Origin of the sequence: Sphingobacterium sp., assembly GCF_039596235.1 — a bacterium.
GTDB lineage: Bacteria > Bacteroidota > Bacteroidia > Sphingobacteriales > Sphingobacteriaceae > Sphingobacterium.
Genome location: NZ_JBCNKE010000002.1, coordinates 751,449 through 772,618, shown reverse-complemented (window position 1 = coordinate 772,618; position 21,170 = coordinate 751,449). Strand labels below are relative to the sequence as shown.

Genomic DNA, 21,170 nt, shown 5'->3' with positions numbered 1-21,170 from the left:
CAGTACACTAAATTAGTATCATTATTTCTAAATTAGTATCATTATTTCATTTAATAAAGAAATATCCACTTTACTCGTTTTAAAGACATAAAAATTAAAGCCAAAAACCCAAAGAAGTGTCAGAAAACCAATTTTCAGGCCACTTATACCGTCAGATCAATCGGCAATGTATAGATCCGCTTTCCCGTTACCGCATAAATGGCATTGCAGAGCGCCGGGGTAAATGGCGGTACCGGTGGCTCGCCCACCCCCGTCGGTTTGGCATCACTGTCCACAATATGCACATGGATCTGTTTGGGTGAATCAGGCATCCGGATAATCTGATAACCGTCAAAATTTCCCTGTTCTACCTGACCATCTTTTACGGTAATGGTACTTTTGAGTGCCAGGCTTGCAGAAAATTGTGCTCCGCCTTCAAATTGCGATTTGATTCGGTCTACATTGACAGCCAGGCCACAGTCCACTGCGTAATATACATTCGGAATGCTGATTTTCTTGTCCTGATCCACACGTACCTCCACCACACAGGCCACATAGGTCAGGAAGCTCTTATGTGCTGCAAAACCCAGTGCGCTGCCTGCAGGCATTGTTTTTCCCCAGCCCGACTCCTTGGCTACCCGTTCGATTACCTTTTTCATACGGCCTGTATCCCAGGGATAGTCACTGATCTTCTCACCATAGTTGGGATAGCTGGTTTTGATCAGCTCCTGGTCAAAAGTGATATGACGGTCTTCTCCAAGCAGTTCCAAGGCATTGGCAACGGGGTCGATACCTCTGGCTTCAGCAATTTCATCCAACATGGTGGCCGCAGCAAATACCTGTGGGATGTTGCGTACCGATCTCAGCCAGCCGATACGCAGATGTGCTTTGGCATCATGTGTTGCAATATTGATGGCCGGCACGTTGTAGGGGAAATCCGAAGCCCCCAGCATAAGTTCGCCATCACTGGGTTGTACTACAGCTTGGTCTTCGGTTGCCGAGATCGACGGATTGGCAATATGGTGAGCCCAACCGCTTAGTTTGTTTTGGCTGTCAATGGTTGCCACAATACGTTGTACGCTCAGTGCATGATAATAGTCATGGCGGATATCGTCCTCCCGTGTCCATTGTACCTTGATCGGCAGCCCCGACTCCTTGGCCAGTACCGCCGCTTCGAGGATAAAATCTGGCTTGGACTTCCGGCCAAATCCACCGCCCAGTAGTGTGACATTCATTTTTACCTTTTCCACCGCAATTCCAAGTTCCTTGGCTACCGCATCACGGGCACCCTGTGGGTTTTGGGTACATGCCCATATTTCACAGTTTCCATTTTTCACCACAGCGAGGGCGCAGGGTGGTTCTATGGTAGCGTGCGCCAGGTAGGGCGCGATATAAGTATGTTCAATGACCTTTTTTGCATTGGCCTTGGCCGCTTTGAAATCGCCGCGTTTACGGCGTAGCGTGCCTTCCTGCGCCACCACCCGCTTGAGTTCCTCAATCTGTTTGGTAGAGTCGTAGCCCGCATTGGGGCCCAATTCCCATTCCACCTCCAGCAGATCACGGGCCTTGATCGCTGCCCAGGTATTTTCAGCAATCACCGCTACCCCACTGAGTGGCCGGGATAACGTTGCCGGCAAACCAGCACCTTTGATCGTCAGCACTTTGATCACACCGGGTACCGCCAAAGCTTTACTGTCGTTGACGGATTTTACGGTACCTCCGACAACAGGACAGCGCTTGATCACCGCGATTTTCATTCCTTCTGTAACCGCATCGATTCCGAAAACAGCTTTACCAGTGACAATATTATGCAGATCAATAATTGGCGTCTCCTTGCCGATCATATTGAATTGCTTGCTGTCTTTCAGTTTGATTTCATTTACTTTAGGAATAGGCAGGGATAAGGCTGTTTGCACCAGATCGCCGAAATCTTTCTTCTTGCCCGAACCCTGTTGAATAACCTGGCCATTCTGGGTGTCCAGCTCAGCAATGTCTACCTGCCATTCTTTGGCAGCAGCCCGTAACAGCAACAAGCGTGCGATGGCGCCTGCCTCACGCATGGGTTTATAAAACATGCGTACCGAGAAAGAACCATCGGTATTCTGGTTGCCATATTTCTTTTCATCTCCTTCGGCCTGTACGATTTCGACCTTACTCCAGTCGGCGCCCAGTTCGTCAGCGACGATCAGCGGCAGTGAAGTGCGGATACCCTGTCCCATTTCCGAACGGTGGGCGACAATGGTTACCTTGCCGTCCGAAGCAATGCTCAGGTAGACATTAGGAGCCACTGTGGCCACCTTTTTACCTTTATCGTCACAGCTGAAAAAGCTGACACCGAGTACCAGTCCGCCCGTAAGCAGCCCACTGGCTTTTAAAAAGTCTCTCCGGGAAACACTAAAAACCTCCGAATCTACCTTTTGGGATTTTCTTTCTTGAAAAGGAGCTAATATTTTCATGCGATCTCTACTTTTTTGGTGAAGGGTTAGCCGGTTGTGACCGTTGTACCGGCCGCTTCCAGGATGGCTGCTTTAATTCTGTTATAGGTACCACAGCGGCATAGATTGCCCTGCATGGCCTGCTCAATATCCTGTTCCGAAGGTTTGGCATTTTTTTTCAATAACGCGGCAGCATTCATAATCTGTCCCGTTTGACAGTAGCCGCACTGGGGGACCACATGTTTCTCCCAGGCCTCCTGTACCGGATGGTCGCCCGTTTCAGAGAGTCCTTCAATCGTAGTCACTTTGCCATCACCGATGGCGGAAATGGGAAAAGAGCAGGATCGGATTGCGGTATCATTGAGGTGAACGGTACAGGCTCCGCACAGGGCCTTGCCACAGCCAAACTTGGTGCCTTTCAGGCCGATAATATCACGGAGAACCCAGAGCAAGGGCATATCTTCCAGCACATCAACATCGTGCTTTTTACCGTTTACCAGAATTGAATATTTAGCCATAATCTTATTTTTTTCTTGACTTTACAAGTTTTGTTTAATCGGTTGAATGATTCTGCTTTTCGCCATTCCATGCGATAAGTTTTCACTTATGTATTCGCTTTCAGTGCATTCGGTCATCAAAATCGTATTTAAATTAATCAATTATTTATACATTTTACGGATGTTTTTACCAATATTACAGTTTTCATGTTTTTTACCGTGTAAATCGTTAAATTTGATCAACGGTATTGTAATAAAAAGCTGTTCCATTTAATCAATATAAATCCGCGTTCAACCCGGCTTGCCCGTAATTGCATGAAAGAGATCAAAGACATTGTATTAGCTGCGCGTGAAGCCGTTTCCGAAAATAACGCGATGGCATTGGCCACGGTAGTCAAGGTAGAGGGCTCTTCCTACCGTAGACCGGGAGCACGTATGCTGGTCACGGAAGATGGCAGGATGACTGGCGCGATCAGCGGCGGCTGTTTGGAAGGCGATGCACTCAAAAAAGCATTGCTGGCCATTCATCAACGTAAAAATCGGCTTGTCACTTATGATACCAATACTGCGGAAGGCTCGGCGATCGGGCTGCAGCTTGGATGCAATGGTATTGTGCACATACTTTTTGAATATATAGACCTGCAGCGGACAGATCATCCGATCATACTGCTGGAAAGCCTATTACAACAGCGGCATGAAGCTCTTTTGGCGACCTGCTTTTCCAGCGACAGACAAGGAGAACATGAAGGGACCCAGTTGCTTGTTAAAGATTTAACAGCCGAGATTCAATCTGTAGACACGCAATTTCCGGAGCTGAAGGAATATATCAATTTAGCCCGAACAAACCGACAGTCCGTGTTGGCTTCGCTAACAAGGGCGGGAGAAAATAAGGAAGTGCTGATTCAATACCTCGCACCCACCACCCATTTAGTCCTGGCTGGTGCCGGAAATGATGCCCAGCCTGTCGTGGAAACCGCCAGTTTATTGGGTTGGGAAATTACGGTGCTTGATGGGCGGGTCGGTCATGCTACGGCAGGACGCTTCCCCAAGGCCCATCGTTTGATTACAGGCCCCGCTGAGGAGGTTTTGAAGAACATAGCTATAGATCCCTGGACCGTTTTTGTGCTGATGACGCATAATTATCGCTATGATCTCAGCCTATTGATGGAGCTGGTTCACAGCCCTACCCCTTACATTGGTTCGTTGGGGCCGAAAACCAAATTATTACGCATGTTTGCGGATCTGCGGCAGGACGGTGCCGAACTTACCCCGGCACAGCAGCATATTGTTCACGGTCCTGTAGGCCTTGATATCGGCGCCGAAACATCAGATGAAATTGCGCTGGCCATTATCGCAGAGATTAAAGCCGTTTTAAACGGCCGACCCGGGGGGTCCCTCAAATTTCTCCAGACTAAAATACATGCCGAAAATCCCCTAATACCTTAATTATGATACTCAAGGATACATTTGGACGTATACACGATTATTTACGGATATCCCTTACCGATAACTGCAATCTACGCTGTTTCTATTGTATGCCGGAGGAAGAATATAGCTTTACCCCACACAAGCAATTGATGCAGGTTGACGAGATTGAGACTTTAGCTAAGCTATTTGTGGATCAGGGTATCCGAAAGATACGCCTGACCGGTGGCGAACCCCTGGTACGTAAGGATTCACCCGCTATTATTGAGCGTTTGGCCCGACTTCCGGTCGAGCTCCATATGACCAGCAATGGTATCCGGATCGATGAGATGTTGCCACAGCTCGTGGCAGCCGGTTTCAAAAGCATCAATATCAGCCTGGATACCCTACGGGCCGAACGTTTTTTGCAGATCACCCGGAGAGATTACTTCGGCCGTGTGCGCCACAATATCGATCTGCTGCTACAGCATGGTATCCCCACCAAGATCAATATGGTGGTGATGAAAGGTATCAATGACGACGAGATCCTTGATTTTGTCGCCTTGACCGAAAAAAATCCGCTAGAGGTCCGTTTTATCGAATTTATGCCTTTCAGTGGTAACAAATGGACTAGCAACCAAGTTTATACCCAAGCAGATATTATGCATCAGATCCAGCAGTTCTACCCTATCCAAGCTCTTACGGTTGGACCGCACGATACGGCAAAGGCATTTTTGATTCCCGGCCATGTGGGCCGTATCGCAGTGATCAGCACCATGACGGCACCATTCTGCGCGGGATGCAACCGCATACGGCTCACCGCCGACGGCAAACTTAAAAACTGCCTGTTTTCGCAAGGTGAAACAGACCTGCTGACAGGCTTAAGGGCCGGTGTTGATGTGCTGCCGCTGATCCAGGAAAATATACGCGCCAAATCCAAAGCGCTTGGCGGACAGTTAACAACAGACTTTGAACAGATAGACACCGATGACCTCACAAATCGGAGTATGATAACCATTGGCGGATGATAAAGCAAACAGGTATAATGATATTGGCAGCGGGCAATTCCTCACGGCTCGGCCTTCCCAAACAGCTGCTAGAGTTTGAGGGTGAACCCTTGTTGAAACGGATCAGTCGTGCAGCCCTTGCTATCCCGGGCGTCAGCGTCACGGTTGTTACCGGCGCGTATCCCGATCCGATCCATACATTGTTGCAGAATAGCAATGTTGATGTTGTTGTCAATACACATTGGGTGTCAGGTCTGGCCAGTTCCATTGTTATGGGTTTAAAGGAGTTGCTAAAAAAACAACCTGAACTAGAGCGATGCATCATTAGTTTATGCGATCAGCCCTTTGTGGACCAGCATGTCTTTCAGCAGCTTATTCAACTTGCCGATAGCAGTGGCAAAGGGATTGTCGCTACCGGTTTTTCCGGGACCTGGGGAGCACCGGTTCTCTTCGATAAAAAATACTTCGAAGGTCTGATGCAGCTCGAAGGCCAGCAGGGCGCAAAGAAATTTGCCGAACAATATGCCGACGACAGGATCATATTCCCTTACGAAGACGCAAAATACGATGTGGATACCCAGGCGGATTATTTCCGTCTTCCACATCAGTTTATCAGTGTCCAGCAGGCCAAGGCCATTATTCATCATTTTTTGCCCGCCCTGCGGCAAGAGCGGCTAGCTCTACCGGATGCTTTGGGCTATACCCTAGCGCAGTCCGTGATTGCCGGGCAGGCTATTCCAGGCTTTGCACAGTCCTCGATGGATGGTTACGCCATCCGTTTTGCCGACCGCATGCAGGAACTTCCCGTCGTGGATAAAATACCCGCGGGTACGACAACCGCAAAGACCCTTGATCCCGGACAGGCCATGCGTATCTATACCGGTGCCCCACTGCCCCTGGGTGCTGATACGGTGGTGATGCAGGAAAAAGTCAGCTTCAGTAAAGCAGATACGATTTTGATACAGGACCCGGCCTTAACATTGGGACACAATGTCCGCCCCGAAGGATCCGAGGTGGAAGCCGGCAGTATTGCCATGCTGCCTGGTACCCCCATGACTCCGGCTGCCATCGGCTATCTGGCCAATATCGGCTGTACCGAAGTGTCGGTGTACGCTGCCCCCATAGTGCATATTATCCTTACTGGCGACGAGCTCAGACCCACGGATGCAACACTCGGTTATGGCGAAGTCTACGAATCCAACTCTTACCAGCTCAAGGCAGCGCTTCAGCAGCTGGGAATAGACAAGGTGGAGGGCATTCAGGTGCGTGATGACAAAAAACTGCTCCGCACAGCCCTTGAGCGAGCGTTGGATAAGGCTGATGTTGTCCTTTTGGTCGGGGGTGTCAGCGTCGGAGACTACGACTATGTCGTGGATGTCGCCAAGAGCTGTGGTGTTAAACAACATTTTCATCGTATCCGCCAGAAACCGGGCAAACCGCTCTTTTTCGGCAGCCGGGAGGAAAAGCTTGTTTTTGGATTGCCCGGTAACCCCGCCTCTGCGTTGACCTGTTTTTACCTGTATGTGGCGACGGCACTGGAGCGTATGATGCAGCTGCCTGAGCGCGATCCTTATGTCAGGACACGCAGTACGGTGGCTTATCACAAAAATCCTGGACTGACCCATTTTCTCAAGGCCTACTACGATGGGCATGCCGTCAAACCTCTTCATGCACAGGAATCTTATCGCCTCCAATCCTATGCCCAGGCCAATTGCCTGTTGATTCTGGAGGAAGATTCAGAAGGCTGCGCAGCCGGAGACGAAGTTATTATCCATCTCTTAAGCTAAGGAACCATGCCCATTGAGCTTTTTTATTTTTTTCTGTTTATCCTCGCCTTCTTGTACGCTGCTGTCGGACATGGCGGTGCCAGCGGTTATCTTGCGCTGATGGCACTCTATGGTATTGCGCCGCAGGAGATGAAACCTACAGCATTAGTACTTAATCTTTTTGTTTCGTTAACTTCTTTTATACAGTATTACAGAGGGCATTATTTTAAACGTAATCTATTTTTAATGGTCTCCGTAGCTTCGGTTCCTATGGCTTTTATCGGTGGCATGATTACCTTGGAGGACCACCTTTACAAACGCCTACTTGGTCTGCTGCTGTTGTTTCCGATCGTTCGGTTTTTCTTTTTCAGAAGTCCGGCCGAAGCTGAGCTTAAACAGTACAACAGCCTTGGGGCATTGGTCATAGGTGCTGTTGTCGGCCTGTTATCGGGTATGATCGGTATCGGTGGCGGAATTATTCTGTCCCCTTTTCTGATCCTGCTCAAATGGACCGATCAAAAACAGACTGCGGCAATCAGTGCTGCATTTATTTTTGTAAATTCATTGTCGGGACTTGGCGGTATGCTTACACAGGGCGTTTCGTTTAATGTGCATATGTGGATTTATATCGTTGTCGCATTTACGGGAGGCCTATTGGGCGCGTATCTGGGATCAAAAAAATTAAACCAGGAAGTATTGAAATATGTGCTGGCTGCCGTACTTTTGGTTGCCGCCTATAAACTATTGTTTACAACAGCGTAATTTAAGGTATGCACATCCGGTTTGTAGCATATAGACATTAGATATATTGAAAAATGAGAGTTCAAGTTAAGACATTTGGTGCTTTGACAGATATTCTGGAGAAAGAGTTTTACATGACGGCAGTCGATACGGAGGAACTCCTGACGGTATTATCGCATCAGCATGTAGCACTTGCCCATCGTAAGCTGCTCATAGCTGTCAATAATAGGATTATCAATGGGCCCGTCGTATTACAGGAAAATGATACCGTGGCGCTGATGCCACCCTATTCTGGAGGATAAGTATGCAGCATGAACGTTATGCAAGGCAGTATGTGTTACCGGGGTTTGGCGAAGTAGGCCAAGCGAAGTTGCAGTCCGCGCGCTTATTGGTTGTGGGGGCCGGCGGTCTCGGCTGCCCAGCGCTACAGTATCTTGCTGCGGCCGGCGTCGGACACATCGCTATTATAGACCATGACCGTATTGAACTGAGCAATCTGCATCGGCAGGTGCTGTATGATACCGCAGATATCGGTCAGCCTAAGGCTGAGGTCGCGGCCCGCAAGCTAGGGCAGTTAAATCCCGAGTGCAACATTCAGTATTGGGTGGAACAGTTTAACCCTGCAAATGCTGTTGAACGGCTACAGTCCTACGATATCATCCTGGACTGTACCGACAATTTCGCCGCGCGTTATTTACTTTGCGATGCCTGTCGCCTCCTGGACAAACCCTTGATTTTTGCTGCGATCTATCAATATGAAGGTCAGGTTGCTGTATTCAATGTAGCCGATGCGCATGGTGTCAAGACAACTTACCGGCATCTGTTCCCCTTGCCGCCGGATCCCCTGGAGGCACCGGATTGTAATACGGCCGGTGTGCTTGGCGTACTGCCCGGTATGCTTGGCATATTACAGGCAACAGAAGCCATTAAATTATTGACCGGGATTGGTGTTGTGTTAAGTAATAAATTGATGACTGTCAATTTATTGGATAATCGTACTTTTACTTTTGATATACCCCCGGAGGCACCCGAAGGAATCTCTTTTCCCCAGCATCTGGATGCCGTAAAGAATTTTGATTATAACAATCATTGTACTGCGACAGGTGGAGAGCTACAGGTTATCACCGCTGCCGACCTTGTCATGCAATGGCTTGCCGCTGATCTGCAGCTGGTGGACGTACGGGAAATGGATGAATTACCACGGCTTCCCGTTCCTCATCTCTCCATTCCGCTTGTAACATTGCCGCAGCAATTGGAACAGCTGAACGGCAGGCGTATCGTCTTCGTCTGCCAGACCGGCAAGCGGAGTTTGGCAGCAGCCCAATACTACCTGGGGCAGGCCAGCAGCAAGCAGCAGATTTTTCATGTGGGCGGCGGTATCATGGTTTTAAAAAACTATTTCAATGAATAAGGAAAAAAAAGATATTTTTATGCAGGGCCCCATTCCCCCTGAGCGGATTGCCACAAGTATTGCCACACATGGCCGTAAATCTGACATTGGAGCCCATAGTATTTTTCTTGGGCAGATCCGTGCCGATCAGGTGGACGGAAAAACGGTGCGCGCGATTGACTATAGCATTAACCGGGAACTCGCGCTGTTAAAGATGGCCGAAATCCGTCAGGCGGTCTTTGACAAGTATCCCCTGGCCTGTATGCATGTCTATCACAGCGAAGGGCTGGTGCTGGTAGGCGAAATCTGCTTTTTTGTCTTCACCTCTTCCGCACACCGTCGTGCAGCGATTGATGCCTGCGAGGAACTTGTGGAACGCATAAAAAAAGAAATGCCCATCTGGGGCAAAGAAATATTTGAAGACGATACCCATCAATGGAAAACAAATAGATAACATGGTCGATATTACACATAAAAGCAGCACACTACGTAAAGCTATCGCAGAGGCTACGGTAAATGTCTCCTCCGAAAATACGATTCGGATGATCGAGCAGCGACAGATCCCCAAAGGTGATATCTTTGAATTTGCACGTGCCTCAGCATTACTTGCGATCAAAAAAACAGGTGACATGATTCCGGACTGCCATCCTTTACCCGTAGAGTATGCAGCTATTCGTTATTCCATCATAGGCTTACAGATCCGTATTGAAGTTGAAGTACATACGATTTACAAAACCGGTGTTGAAGTCGAAGCCATGCATGGTGCTTCGGTTGCAGCTCTTGTCATTTATGATATGCTGAAGCCTGTGGACAAGCAGGTGGAGATCGGCGCTATCCGGCTGCTCGAAAAGCGCGGTGGTAAGAGCAATGAATCCTTTCCCTGGGCCGGTCAGCTCAGAGCCGCCGTGGTGGTCTGCAGTGATTCGGTTGCCGCAGGTCACAAGCAGGATGTTTCCGGCAAGATTTTGTTTGAACTTCTTGAAGAACAGGGTTTACGTGATATTGTCTATGCCGTAGTTGCCGACGAGCCTGAAGCGATACGGGAACGTGTGGAGCATTATCAGCAGACTGGAATAGACCTGCTGGTTTTTACGGGCGGGACAGGTCTCTCCGACCGCGATGTTACGCCCGATACCGTAGCCCCTTATATTACCCGGGACATTCCCGGAATTATGGAGACGGCGCGGCAGTATGGACAACAGCGGGTCAAGACAGCAATGCTCTCGCGGGGTATTTCAGGTTTTGCCGACCGGATGCTGATCCTTACACTGCCCGGATCGACCAATGGCGTACGTGAAAGTATTGCCGCATTATTTCCGCAGCTGCTCCATGTTTTTCAGGTCAGGGAAAATGCAGGCCATTAGTTTGTATTTCGCAGTTTCTGAACAAGCTGTTTAACCCGACGGGCAGTCTGATCGATTTCCGCTTCCGTCGTTGAGCGGCCCAGACTAAAACGGATGGATGACAGGGCGTCGAGGTCTGCGCGGCCCATGGCTTTGAGCACATGTGAAGGTCGTGAGGTCAGCGCCGAGCAGGCCGAGCCACTGGCAACGGAGATGGTTCCCAGACCCATGATAAGCTGTTCGGATAATGCCCCCGGAAAGCAGATGTTGGTTGTGTTATAAAGTCTATGGATGGAACTACCATTCCGGAATGCTCCATCGATAGACAGCAGTTCGTTTTCCAGTAGGTCTCTTAGCCGGCCTATTTTCTGCTGCTCTGCATTCAGTTCTTTTTGTGCAATCCGCAGTGCAGCAGCCATGCCGATAATTCCCGTTGTATTGAGCGTACCGCCACGCCATCCCTGTTGCTGCCCACCGCCCTGCATAATCGGCGATAGCACTTTTTTTGCCTGCTCGCCTATAAAAAGCCCCCCAGTTCCCTTTGGTCCATAAAATTTATGCGCCGAAAAGGCCAGTAGATCAACGCCGAGTTCCCCGGTATGAACAGGCATTTTGCCGACTGCCTGGGTTGCATCGCATAAGACCAGTGCCTGCTGCCGATGGGCAATTTCCGCGATTTCCCTGATCGGCAGGATCAGGCCGGTTTCGTTATTCACGAGCATACTGCAGACCAATGCGGTATCCTCACGGATGGTTTCTGCCAGCAAGGCCAGATCAGGTATCCCCTGCTCGTCCACGGCAAGGTAAGAGATTTCAAATCCCAGCAGCTCCATAAATGCACAGGTTTCCAATACAGCTTTATGTTCGGTGGCTATACTGACGATATGTTTACGCGGGGAAAACTGCAGTCCCTGGATCGCTAGATTGATTGCCTCGGTAGCACCGGAAGTATGGACGATATTTCCCGCATGCGTACCCAATGCGTATGCGATCTCTGCAGTTGCCTGCTCGACAGCATCCTGTACGGTCAGGCTAAAGAGATGCGCGCCGCTCGGATTCGCGTAACTGCTTCCAAAAAACGGGAGCATCTCCTGCAGCACGCGCTCGTCGACGGGCGTTGTGGCATTATAATCGAGATAGATAAAATTTGAGTTGCTATTGTCCATGTCATCATCTGGCCGTTTTACCGATTTCTGCTGCGGTACAGCCATCCATGCGGGCTGCCGATAGTTGGATCGCAGTAGAGAAACCGAACGATACACAAATATAAGTATTCACTATCAAAGGGCCTTATTCAAAATACTTCCTCCTGTCTGCCGGTAATTTTTTTCTTGTTTAGAATAATTCCTAATAATACTGTACTTTTGTCCCATCCTCATACTTTATCAAAGCAATGGCAAATAAGATGACCCCAAAAAACAGTCTAAAAAACATATTCCAACAACTACACCTTTATATCGGACTGCTTTTTAGTCTCATTTTTTTGATCGTTTGTATCAGCGGAATGCTGCTGAGTTTTGAGAAAGAACTGACACCTTTGTTATGGCCGAAAGAACAGCGGGTTGCTGTCTTGGAAAACCGCTTACCTGTCGATGTGATTGTATCGGGAGCAAAAAATATTTTTCCCGATAAAAGGCTTTTCCGTCTTGAAATTCCTGCTGATCCGTCTAGGAGCTATCGGGTTCAATATGGATCAAAAAAAGAAAAATACTGGTATGCTTATATCAACCCCTATACGGGTGAAGTCTTGTCCAAAGGGCCACAGGCTGAGCGTTTCTTTCAAAAAGTACTGGATATACACCGTTTTCTTTTGATGGACAAAATTGGGGCGACGCTGACGGGGATTTCCGCTCTTGCGACCCTATTTCTCGCGATAAGCGGTATTTATCTATGGTGGCCCAAGAATAAACAGCTGCTCAAGCAGCGCCTCAAAGTGGGGATGTCTGCTTCTATGAAAAGAAAAGTGTGGGATTTTCACGCTGTGGGGGGATTCTATGCAGCATTGTTCCTCCTGATCTTTACCCTGACCGGTCTGACATGGAGCTCTGACTGGTACAATAAACAGTTTTTTAGGCTTTTCGGTGCCGATAACAAGACGAAAAAAGAAAAAGTAAAAAATCCAGTATCGGAACTTGCTGTTGGCTTTTCGCCATTCGAGACCATGTATCAGCAGATTAGTACCCTTTATCCTGCTCCGGGGAATATACTGATGACATTTCCGGAACAGGAACATATCGCTTTTTCATTGACTAAAGAATCATTTTCTGGCGGGCTGTTGCAGATCAACCAGGCCTATTTCGACAGCAGATCCGGTAAGCTGATCAAAGGCAACCCAATGAACAAGTTGCCTTTGGCCGAGCAAATGCGCAAGATGGTCAAGCCCATCCATGTTGGCTCGGTATTTGGCCTTCCTTCAAAAATTGTGATGTTTTTGGCCGCTAGTCTGGCCGCCACCCTCCCGATCACCGGTCTTTGGATCTGGCTCAACAAAAGGAACAAAAAAATGGTAAGGCCCAGAAAAAAACGAAGACCTAGAGATCGAGCTGTATCCCTAAATTTGCCATAGTCCCGGAACCCTTGATGTAATAGCGGCCTTCATTGGTTGCACCCCGTACTTCGGCATGAACGGGATAATAATCCGCATTGAATAGGTTGTTGATAGCGAATAAAAAGGTGAATTTCTGATATTTGTACCTGGTTTGGAAATCAACAAGATTATAACCGGAAATCGGATATTTTCCATAATTATATTCCGCAGCCGGGAATACGTCCCGCCCACCCAAGTGCAGGTATTGCAAATAAACATTCCAGTTGTCCGTGATGCTGAAATCGGCATTTAGGTTAATTTTGAACGGAGAAATAATGGAATTGTCTAATTTATCTTTGTACTTGCCTTCTTTTTTCAGATCCTGACGCCCATCCATATAGCCGAGTACAGTTCCCAAAGACAGCCATTGAAGCGGTTTTACATTTCCGACAAATTCCACCCCATAAATGCGTTGTGGTACCTGACTCAGTTCGTAATTACCCGGCGTGGAAGTCTCCGCGAAGGTGGTCCCTTTCTGCGATGTACTATAATAGCCTGTCAGCTGGTAGTCCCATATATTCAATTTACCATTTAGACCCAATTCGAAATTGTTGACCACAACAGGTTTGGGATCAATTTGGCTCAAGGGTACACCATTGCGCAGGATAAGCCCGACATCGCCAATGGAATATCCCTGCGAAAAGGAAGCGAAAGGTTGCGCGTAACTATATTTGTTGTACCGTGTGGCGATATTAAAGACAAAAGCATCTGAATTATTATTATCACCCGCAGTGAGTTTGCCATTTTTCGTCAGATCGCCGACCTTAAAACGGATATTTTCATAGCGTACCCCGCCTTTTAGAATCCAGTCGGTGCCTAAATTCAATTTACTCTGCAGATAAAACGCGACATTGTTCATATTCATATCCGGTGTCACCAAGTCATCTTTCAGTGTTTTCTGTACGGTATGGTCTTTTAGAAAATCAGCACCGTAGATCAGGGAGATATTGGATGATGAGCCCAGCTGAAAAGGTGTATTAAAATTTAACCTTGCTCCTTTATGGTCAGAATAATTTTGGTTGTACGTTTCAAAAACCGTATTCATATCTTCATAGTACAGGCTTAAATTTGCTGCCGTCTTTCCATATCGACCATCATACTTCAAATGAAAAGCCTTGTTATAGGGAGTACCACCGTTGATCACGGTATCAGAAGGAATACCAATGGCCGGCGACTTGCCAAAATCACCCTTGGTACCGACATATTTACTATCCTGCAGGCTACGATAATAATTGCCCATAAATTCGACCCGATGCTCGGGGGCTATTTGATAACCGATTTTGGTCAGGACATTATAAGCTCGTGTTTCGCCCAACCCATAAAACGGACTGGCAATCGCTGCGTCGGCGCTCCGTACCACACCCGAGCGTCCGGCTTTACCCTGAATGACATAATCCCATTTGTCCAGCTGCCCTGAAAATACCTGGGCGATATTGTAGCCATAGGTCTCGCTAGGCTTTACCAGGCTCAATGAATTATTGAGGTAGGTTGATGAAGCCAGCTTTTTCCCTTGCTGTGGCTTTTTGGTGATGTAGTTTATTACACCGCCGGCAGCGCCGTTGCCGTACATCGCCGTAGCGCCATTCACCACCTCGATGTGATCGATTGCACTGGCATCGATTGTCCGCAAGTCGCGACCACCATTGCGTAGCGGTGTGGACTGCGGAATGCCGTCAATTAATACCAAAAAATTACGCCCGCGGATTTTAGCTATAAAGTTATTTTGGCTTTCCTCGCTGGGCGAGATACTGGGGACCTTCTGCATCAGGATGGATGGTAGATTATCGTTGATCTGACGTTGCTGATCGAGCGCCTTAGCGCCGATATAGGTGATCGATGAGGGCACCTGATCAATATGTTCTGCTAATCGACTTGCTGTCACGACCACTTCATCCAAGCTCTGCTGTTCAGCAGTCAGGGTAATCGTTTTTAAATCATGTTGCTCTTCGCGCAGGTCAATATCTTGAAATCGCTTGCCAAATCCCACCGAACTTAATGTCAAACGGTATGTACCGTAATGTATAGCTGTTAATCTGAAGTAACCATCTTTATCGGACTTGGTGCTCTTTGCTCCTTGCAGCTCAACACGTACATTTGCCAAAGGGAGACCTTGCGCATCGACCACCTGGCCTATGATCGTACCTTTTTGCTGTGCTTTGGGAATGGATATATCGAAAGGCCTGTAGCTGTTATATACGGTTCCCGCAGAGGCTGATGTGGATAAGGAAAAAGAACAAGCTACTAAGGCGACTGTGAGCCTAGTCATGCGATATGGATTAACTTTCATTTCTTGTTTGGTCTGGTAGACGATTTATGGTAACGATTAAACTCAAAATAATAACGGCTCAAAGATATCATTATTTTGAATAAATCTAAATACAGACACAAGAAAAAAAGCTGGTACTAAATCTCTATTCTCATTTCCAATAGGTTGGGTTTAAAACCAGCTTTGCAATATGCTTTTTTTGCACTTTCGTTCTGATCATAGACCTGAAGCCTTAGTTCTGTGATGTTTCGGTCCTTCGCCCAGTCTGTCAGGGCTTCCAGAATCAATTTGTTGATACCCTGGCCACGATATTCAGGTTTTACATACATAAATCCCAAATGGACATATTTCGCATACTTTTGATAGGGTTTGGCATCGACGATCTTGGCATAACCGGATCCGACGAGCTGATCGCCAATCACAGCAACCAGAACCTCTGCCTCTGCAGATTTTATTAATTCCAGCAGATCATAATAATGAATTTCACCCTCCTTTAAGGTGTCGTCATAAGGGCGTTCGGCGGCAACAATTCCCTGTTCAAACTCTAGTAATACATTGATTTCATTTTCCTGTGCCTGTCTGATTTTTAGTTCCATTCCTACCTGCTGTGTTTGTGTTAAATGCAATTATTCCTGTTCAAATTTAGGCTAAATAACGCTTAATGCAAGATACAAAAATCGATGGCTCTGGGCTAGCTTGAAATGTCAGGGCGCTGTCAATTGCCGCACATGGCAGATCTTGTTACATAAGTAAATCACACAATCGATTGCGTTTAATTTTTTTTCTTGACATGTAAGTTTTTTGATAAATTAATACTAAACAATTAAAGATAAATTATGAGAAAAATTAAATTTGCGGCACTGCTCGGTGCGGCACTGATCTGTTTTGTTTCCTGTCAAAAGACTGTTGTTAAGCCGGAGACTGAAGAAAAATTGTCTTTGCGGGCTGCGACACCCGGTCCCAACGGTTATGAGGTTCCACTGGGAGGCAATGCTTTCGTTACAGCAGCACCTTCCGGTGCAGTTGAAGTCATCAATAGCAACGGCTTAGCCAACTGGACCAATGCCAACAGCATTGTGAGTACCTATGCCAAGTTGCCACAGGCAGGTACACTGAGCGTGAAAATCCGGGCCAAGGTATTGCCCAATGGTGACAGCAGTGTGGTCAGGCTGACCATCAACGGGGTGAGTAAGCAGGTCAACCTGAAAGGCGGTACGCTAAAGGATTATACCGTAGGTAACTACACGATCAATGCGGGTGGTTACGTCAAAATGGATCTGCAGGGTATCTCCAAAACCGGCGGTTATTTTGCCGATGTTTCCCATCTTATCTTAAGCGGATCAGCGACATCAGGTACCGTAATCTACAGTGACAATAATATTGACAATACCTACTATTGGTCGAGACGTGGCCCATCCTGTCACTTGGGCTATACGGTACCGACCAGCCAACAGGTCTCCTATTATTATAGCGAAATCAATGTCCCTACCGGCGAAGATAAAATAGGATCCTATTTTATGGCCAATGGATTTGGCCAGGGTTATTTTGGTATGCAGGTCAATTCGGCCACGGAGCGCCGAATCCTGTTTTCGGTATGGAGTCCTTACAGCACCGACAATCCCGCTGAAATACCGGCTGAAGACCGCATTACACTCAATCGCAAAGGAGCGAATACCACGACCGGTGAGTTTGGTGGTGAAGGTTCGGGTGGACAGAGCTATATGAAATACAATTGGACAAGCGGCAAGAGCTACAAATTCTTGCTTAAAGGCGAGCCTGATGGGAATGGTGCCACCGATTTTACGGCTTGGTTCAATGATCCTTCTGTTAACAGCTGGGTGCTGGTGGCGAGCTGGAAAAGACCAAAGATATCCACTTATTTGACCAACTTCCACAGCTTCCTTGAAAATTTTAACGCCGATAACGGCTACCTCGGACGCTCAGCAGATTATAAAAACCAATGGGTACGTACCACATCAGGTACCTGGATGCCGGTGGTTCAAGCCAAATTTACAGTGGATGGAACCTATTCCAGCAACCAGCGCATCGATGCCATGGGGGGCAGCAATGGAAATAGCTTCTTCCTTAAAAATGGTGGTTTTTTCAATACAGTTGTCAACCCAGGCACTTTGTTTACCGTAAGCAATGGGAATGCCGCGCCGGCAATAGATCTTACAACTCTGCCCTAACCGCAAAGCTCTGCTGCTGAGCTATCCCGCTCATAAACAGAAAAGGCTGTCTTACAGATCCTGTAGGACAGCCTTTTCTGCTTATGGAATAGATCATGAGGGATTCATTGCTACCTGATTTGATTTCTCATGTTTAAATTATCGTCTTATTCTAAACGATAAGGCTACAATCAAAATGATTATAAACAAGACACCATACACAAACAGGATATCGCACAACAATGATCGCTGCAGGTAGAAGCTATCGTTAGCCAGAAAAAACTGCTGTTGTTCGGGGTTCTGTGGATTATAAAACAATACGTATTCCTGATCTATATTTTTTTTCCTCGCTCTAGTCAACAGCTCTATCCGCATTGCTTCAAACGCCCCCTGCCCTATGATCGGAAAAAATGAATACTGCTTTTCTGCCTTATGTATTTTTTGTGTATATGCATCTCCACCAGCAGTAAACTGGTATTCCAGATCGATATAGGCGTATTTAGTCTTCCCGCGTTGGATGTCAGCGCTAAGGTTTCGGATCGAGGGCGTTACGGCCACCCAATTCGGATGCGTCAGCATAAATTCTTTCCGCTCCAGGCCTGGGCTCACCGAAAAGACCGAAACCACCATAATGTATACAAGTAGCAGTAAAACAACAAAGGTGGTCAGCTTTCTCATTCGAAGTGTCAACGGTTTTCCATTGATACTGTATTGGACGTTCCTGTTGCCATTTTGCTTGCTCAATCTGCTGGCAATGATCTTTCTCAACAGGAAATAGAGTACAGAAGCACCTATTAAAGCATAAATCAGATAACGGTAACTGTTCAATATAAAAGCGATCGCAATGATGAAGCCAATAAGCAGCAACCATTGAAAGAATTCCCAGAATTTTTTCATTTATTTAAATAATCTCATGTGCTTTGAATGTGTGTTAAAAATAACTATTCGTGGTACGACCAACAAGATCCTTTTCATATTCGCTTATATCCATTTAAAATCCGTCGAAGACAATAAGCATTTGGCACGTACGCTGTGATCTCGTTTAGTTTATAAGTGGTACTATAGTAGTACTTAATGGTTAAAAACATATATTGCTATCGTAGTGGTATAAATTTGAACTTTACATTTTTAGGCCATATCCAACTGCTGCAGTTTAAATCAGCTGGATTTTCGTTATCTTCGTTCGTATAAAATTTCTGCTATTTTTCTTCCAATACATACAGACCCATTATGGAAAAACGCGTAAAATTTGATTTTGAAGTTTACTTTACCAATGGAGGCAGCCTTAAAGGCGAAGATTTCAGGCTTGATATCACAGGCGATGATATCAGCGACGCGGAACTCGCGGATTATATCATCAAAGATCTACGGCTGCTGATGGCCGGAAAGGTAAATATTCTGAACAAGGAAATCTTTGCCGAAGCCCACAAGCGTAAGGCTCCGCCAACAGAAAGTGAGGCTGATCTATTGATTGATCTCAGCCATACCATCGAAAATGGACTGGTGACCTACAAAGGCCTGCCCGCGCCTATTATCTGCGATTACCTTTCCAGAGCTGACTCCAGACAATTTTACGATGAAGGAATAGAATTTCAGATCGGTAAGATTGAGATGGTAACCAATACCGGTACCTATATTGACTGCCCCTTCCACCGCTATGCACATGGCAAAGATACTGCCGAGATGGACTTAAAGGCCTTTGTCGATCTGGATGCGGTGGTGATCCGGCTGCCTTATACCAAGGGCTTGGAAATCACGGATGAACAGCTCCGGAACAGGGAGATCAGAAACCGCGCAGTACTGATCCATACAGGCTGGGATAAAAACTGGAATACCGAAGCGTATTATGAAAATCATCCTTATTTGAATGAAGCCGCAGCGAAATACCTTGCCGAATGCGGTGTCAAACTGGTGGGCATTGATTCGCACAATATCGATAGTACCAAAGGCAAATCACGCCCCGTCCACTCCACCCTTCTAGGAGCGGAAATCCTGATTGTCGAACATCTCTGCAATCTTGAATTATTGCCCGATGAGAACTTTCGTTTTACGGCCGCCCCGCCCAAGTTTAGAGGGGTGGGCACATTCCCGGTCCGCGCTTTTGCCCGTGTAAAAAGGTAGGCTAAGGCCTAAGCAGCTCCGGCCTGCATTTCCTTAACCGGAATTCAGGGCGGAGCTGAATCCTTAAAAAGAGGTTTTCTTTCGCAGGGCTTTTATGGCCAATGCGGCGGCCACTCCACCGATCACATACCAGGTTACGGTCATTAATTTTGTACGTTCGGTCTTTTTTATCGGCTCGGCATTCAGTCCGGCCTGCTCCGGAATGGTCAATGTGGCGAGCCCGACGACAGTACCGAGCAATGCTCCGCGTAACACGCGGTGTTTATCGCCGCCGTATCCGATCAATGTATACAACATGGCGTTTGAGGCTACGTCAGCTCCAAAGGTCGCAGCGACCAGCGCATTTCCTTTTGGTGGCTTAAATCCGGCTGCACTGACCGTCTTTTTCATCGCCTCCTCGCCCACCTCATCCACTGCCGGAGCCTCAGGGTCAAACCTTTTTGCAGCGCTGTGCACTACATTCAGGACCAATGCGCCGATCAATCCACCCAGCATATTTTTGTTAAATCCAATCATTTTATCTGATATTAATTTTTCAATTTCCTGCATATTTGAGGCAGGTTATCTGAAGAACATCAGATTAAACAAAATAGTTCAACTTATGGGACAATTTGCGCTGTTGGGAGTTTTGGCTGCTTTATCCACCTGATCCTATTGCCTGCGACTGAGCCTATAAAACCCGAGTAATAAACGGTCATAACTAAGTGCGATCAGCAATATGATTACCGGCAATAATAAGGTCTTTCTCTCCCACCAGCTGTATATAAATGCGCCTAAGATACCACCAAAGAAAAATCCACCAATGATAATTATTTTAAGTAGTATCCCTCCTTTTAAACGCTTGCGTTCATTTGTTTTTTTATAGAAAATTAGCTGAGATAGCTCAATTCCCAGATCCGTAAACAAACCTGTTAAATGGGTGGTGCGGACCACAGATCCAGATATCTTCGTGACCAGGGCGTTTTGCAATCCCATGGCGAGCAAAAGTATACAGGATAACCAAACAGCGCTGTTGAACACGGGGAAATTAAAAAATGACACAAATAGAAGTAAACCAATTTCAATTATGATAGGAAGACTATACGAAAAATGTAACCTCCCTCTGGACGTAAGCTCCATGGTCGTATTGGCAACAAATGCGCCCAGTAAAAAGGAAATAACATACAGCATACTCAGAAAGGCAAATAGATAATTATTGCGATAGAGCTCCTCCGAAAAAAAGGCAAAGTGGCCAGTAACATTTGTTGTCAATGTTTTAAAGGAAAGTACGCCCACGATATTCACTATTCCGGCTACTGTTGACAACAATGCAGCTAATTGCACATTGTGGATATAATTCCGTCCCTTATCTCGATGCCTGAACATAATGTTGTTTTCACCTCTTATTTTATTGAAACGATCTTTTGCTATTGCCTAAGCGATAGACCGAATTTACTTTTTTAATTAACGAAATACAATAAATGAAA

General features: G+C 46.8%; 19 protein-coding genes. 11 read left to right on the top strand and 8 right to left on the bottom strand.

The window, feature by feature from the left end; all coding sequences use genetic code 11:
• Positions 1-143 precede the first annotated feature (143 nt).
• Together ABDW32_RS07220 and ABDW32_RS07215 are read right to left on the bottom strand one after the other, a co-directional pair.
• On the bottom strand, positions 144-2,435 hold the full coding sequence (locus tag ABDW32_RS07220; RefSeq protein WP_343560868.1) for a molybdopterin cofactor-binding domain-containing protein: 2,292 nt from the start codon (positions 2,433-2,435) through the stop codon (positions 144-146).
• 26 nt (positions 2,436-2,461) lie between these two features.
• Positions 2,462-2,932, bottom strand: coding sequence for a (2Fe-2S)-binding protein (locus ABDW32_RS07215; protein WP_343560866.1), 471 nt, complete (start codon positions 2,930-2,932; stop codon positions 2,462-2,464).
• Between the two features lie 294 nt (positions 2,933-3,226).
• Here ABDW32_RS07215 and ABDW32_RS07210 point away from each other — a divergent pair, with 294 nt between their 5' ends.
• The 8 genes from ABDW32_RS07210 to moaCB are packed head-to-tail and all read left to right on the top strand — an operon-like array spanning position 3,227 to position 10,583.
• The gene (locus ABDW32_RS07210; protein ID WP_343560864.1) at positions 3,227-4,357 is read left to right on the top strand and encodes an XdhC family protein; all 1,131 of its coding nucleotides are present in this window, start codon (positions 3,227-3,229) and stop codon (positions 4,355-4,357) included.
• A gap of 2 nt (positions 4,358-4,359) precedes the next feature.
• Entirely contained in the window at positions 4,360-5,343 is a 984-nt protein-coding gene (gene moaA / locus ABDW32_RS07205) for a GTP 3',8-cyclase MoaA (RefSeq protein WP_343560862.1), read from the top strand.
• Entirely contained in the window at positions 5,340-7,109 is a 1,770-nt protein-coding gene (gene glp / locus ABDW32_RS07200) for a gephyrin-like molybdotransferase Glp (RefSeq protein ID WP_343560860.1), read from the top strand. The genes moaA and glp overlap by 4 nt, the downstream gene beginning before the upstream one ends.
• Before the next feature lie 6 nt (positions 7,110-7,115).
• Positions 7,116-7,850: a sulfite exporter TauE/SafE family protein gene (locus ABDW32_RS07195; protein WP_343560858.1), complete on the top strand. Its 735-nt coding sequence runs from the start codon at positions 7,116-7,118 to the stop codon at positions 7,848-7,850.
• Positions 7,851-7,903: 53 nt separating this feature from the next.
• Positions 7,904-8,131, top strand: a complete 228-nt coding sequence (locus tag ABDW32_RS07190) for a MoaD/ThiS family protein (RefSeq protein WP_343560856.1) — start codon at positions 7,904-7,906, stop codon at positions 8,129-8,131.
• Between the two features lie 2 nt (positions 8,132-8,133).
• Entirely contained in the window at positions 8,134-9,240 is a 1,107-nt protein-coding gene (locus tag ABDW32_RS07185; protein WP_343560854.1) for a HesA/MoeB/ThiF family protein, read from the top strand.
• Positions 9,241-9,259: 19 nt separating this feature from the next.
• On the top strand, positions 9,260-9,673 hold the full coding sequence (locus ABDW32_RS07180) for a molybdenum cofactor biosynthesis protein MoaE (RefSeq protein ID WP_343560852.1): 414 nt from the start codon (positions 9,260-9,262) through the stop codon (positions 9,671-9,673).
• Between the two features lies 1 nt (position 9,674).
• Positions 9,675-10,583, top strand: a complete 909-nt coding sequence (gene moaCB / locus ABDW32_RS07175) for a bifunctional molybdenum cofactor biosynthesis protein MoaC/MoaB (protein WP_343560850.1) — start codon at positions 9,675-9,677, stop codon at positions 10,581-10,583.
• On the opposite strand, the gene ABDW32_RS07170 is transcribed toward moaCB, so the two are convergent.
• Complete coding sequence (locus ABDW32_RS07170) at positions 10,580-11,824, bottom strand: cysteine desulfurase family protein (RefSeq protein WP_343560848.1); 1,245 nt, start codon at positions 11,822-11,824, stop codon at positions 10,580-10,582. The genes moaCB and ABDW32_RS07170 overlap by 4 nt on opposite strands.
• Positions 11,825-11,955: 131 nt before the next feature.
• On the opposite strand from ABDW32_RS07170, the gene ABDW32_RS07165 reads away from it, so the two are divergent.
• Positions 11,956-13,128: a PepSY-associated TM helix domain-containing protein gene (locus ABDW32_RS07165; protein WP_343560846.1), complete on the top strand. Its 1,173-nt coding sequence runs from the start codon at positions 11,956-11,958 to the stop codon at positions 13,126-13,128.
• Here ABDW32_RS07165 and ABDW32_RS07160 read toward each other — a convergent pair.
• Both ABDW32_RS07160 and ABDW32_RS07155 read right to left on the bottom strand, forming a co-directional pair.
• Positions 13,094-15,415 carry a TonB-dependent receptor gene (locus tag ABDW32_RS07160; protein WP_343560845.1) on the bottom strand — a complete coding sequence of 774 codons (2,322 nt, stop codon included), beginning with the start codon at positions 15,413-15,415 and terminating at the stop codon, positions 13,094-13,096. The genes ABDW32_RS07165 and ABDW32_RS07160 overlap by 35 nt on opposite strands.
• A gap of 137 nt (positions 15,416-15,552) precedes the next feature.
• Positions 15,553-16,011 carry a GNAT family N-acetyltransferase gene (locus ABDW32_RS07155; protein WP_343560843.1) on the bottom strand — a complete coding sequence of 153 codons (459 nt, stop codon included), beginning with the start codon at positions 16,009-16,011 and terminating at the stop codon, positions 15,553-15,555.
• A gap of 240 nt (positions 16,012-16,251) precedes the next feature.
• Here ABDW32_RS07155 and ABDW32_RS07150 point away from each other — a divergent pair, with 240 nt between their 5' ends.
• Positions 16,252-17,604: a DUF3472 domain-containing protein gene (locus tag ABDW32_RS07150; RefSeq protein WP_343560841.1), complete on the top strand. Its 1,353-nt coding sequence runs from the start codon at positions 16,252-16,254 to the stop codon at positions 17,602-17,604.
• Positions 17,605-17,742: 138 nt separating this feature from the next.
• Here the strand turns inward: ABDW32_RS07150 and ABDW32_RS07145 are convergent, their stop codons facing one another.
• On the bottom strand, positions 17,743-18,480 hold the full coding sequence (locus ABDW32_RS07145) for a hypothetical protein (RefSeq protein WP_343560839.1): 738 nt from the start codon (positions 18,478-18,480) through the stop codon (positions 17,743-17,745).
• Between the two features lie 333 nt (positions 18,481-18,813).
• Between ABDW32_RS07145 and ABDW32_RS07140 the strand changes: the two genes are divergently transcribed.
• Positions 18,814-19,704, top strand: a complete 891-nt coding sequence (locus ABDW32_RS07140; protein WP_343560837.1) for a cyclase family protein — start codon at positions 18,814-18,816, stop codon at positions 19,702-19,704.
• A gap of 63 nt (positions 19,705-19,767) precedes the next feature.
• Here ABDW32_RS07140 and ABDW32_RS07135 read toward each other — a convergent pair whose 3' ends face one another.
• Both ABDW32_RS07135 and ABDW32_RS07130 read right to left on the bottom strand, forming a co-directional pair.
• Positions 19,768-20,253, bottom strand: coding sequence for a hypothetical protein (locus ABDW32_RS07135; RefSeq protein ID WP_077433547.1), 486 nt, complete (start codon positions 20,251-20,253; stop codon positions 19,768-19,770).
• 102 nt (positions 20,254-20,355) lie between these two features.
• Positions 20,356-21,069, bottom strand: a complete 714-nt coding sequence (locus tag ABDW32_RS07130) for a YoaK family protein (protein ID WP_343560835.1) — start codon at positions 21,067-21,069, stop codon at positions 20,356-20,358.
• Positions 21,070-21,170: the final 101 nt, after the last annotated feature.

Bases quoted from the DNA above. Each gene is read 5' to 3' on its own strand.
- ABDW32_RS07220 (WP_343560868.1), bottom strand. From the start codon at position 2,435: ATGAAAATATTAGCTCCTTTTCAAGAAAGAAAATCCCAAAAGGTAGAT.
- ABDW32_RS07215 (WP_343560866.1), bottom strand. From the start codon at position 2,932: ATGGCTAAATATTCAATTCTGGTAAACGGTAAAAAGCACGATGTTGAT.
- ABDW32_RS07210 (WP_343560864.1), top strand. From the start codon at position 3,227: ATGAAAGAGATCAAAGACATTGTATTAGCTGCGCGTGAAGCCGTTTCC.
- moaA (WP_343560862.1), top strand. From the start codon at position 4,360: ATGATACTCAAGGATACATTTGGACGTATACACGATTATTTACGGATA.
- glp (WP_343560860.1), top strand. From the start codon at position 5,340: ATGATAAAGCAAACAGGTATAATGATATTGGCAGCGGGCAATTCCTCA.
- ABDW32_RS07195 (WP_343560858.1), top strand. From the start codon at position 7,116: ATGCCCATTGAGCTTTTTTATTTTTTTCTGTTTATCCTCGCCTTCTTG.
- ABDW32_RS07190 (WP_343560856.1), top strand. From the start codon at position 7,904: ATGAGAGTTCAAGTTAAGACATTTGGTGCTTTGACAGATATTCTGGAG.
- ABDW32_RS07185 (WP_343560854.1), top strand. From the start codon at position 8,134: ATGCAGCATGAACGTTATGCAAGGCAGTATGTGTTACCGGGGTTTGGC.
- ABDW32_RS07180 (WP_343560852.1), top strand. From the start codon at position 9,260: ATGCAGGGCCCCATTCCCCCTGAGCGGATTGCCACAAGTATTGCCACA.
- moaCB (WP_343560850.1), top strand. From the start codon at position 9,675: ATGGTCGATATTACACATAAAAGCAGCACACTACGTAAAGCTATCGCA.
- ABDW32_RS07165 (WP_343560846.1), top strand. From the start codon at position 11,956: ATGGCAAATAAGATGACCCCAAAAAACAGTCTAAAAAACATATTCCAA.
- ABDW32_RS07160 (WP_343560845.1), bottom strand. From the start codon at position 15,415: ATGACTAGGCTCACAGTCGCCTTAGTAGCTTGTTCTTTTTCCTTATCC.
- ABDW32_RS07155 (WP_343560843.1), bottom strand. From the start codon at position 16,011: ATGGAACTAAAAATCAGACAGGCACAGGAAAATGAAATCAATGTATTA.
- ABDW32_RS07150 (WP_343560841.1), top strand. From the start codon at position 16,252: ATGAGAAAAATTAAATTTGCGGCACTGCTCGGTGCGGCACTGATCTGT.
- ABDW32_RS07145 (WP_343560839.1), bottom strand. From the start codon at position 18,480: ATGAAAAAATTCTGGGAATTCTTTCAATGGTTGCTGCTTATTGGCTTC.
- ABDW32_RS07140 (WP_343560837.1), top strand. From the start codon at position 18,814: ATGGAAAAACGCGTAAAATTTGATTTTGAAGTTTACTTTACCAATGGA.
- ABDW32_RS07135 (WP_077433547.1), bottom strand. From the start codon at position 20,253: ATGCAGGAAATTGAAAAATTAATATCAGATAAAATGATTGGATTTAAC.
- ABDW32_RS07130 (WP_343560835.1), bottom strand. From the start codon at position 21,069: ATGTTCAGGCATCGAGATAAGGGACGGAATTATATCCACAATGTGCAA.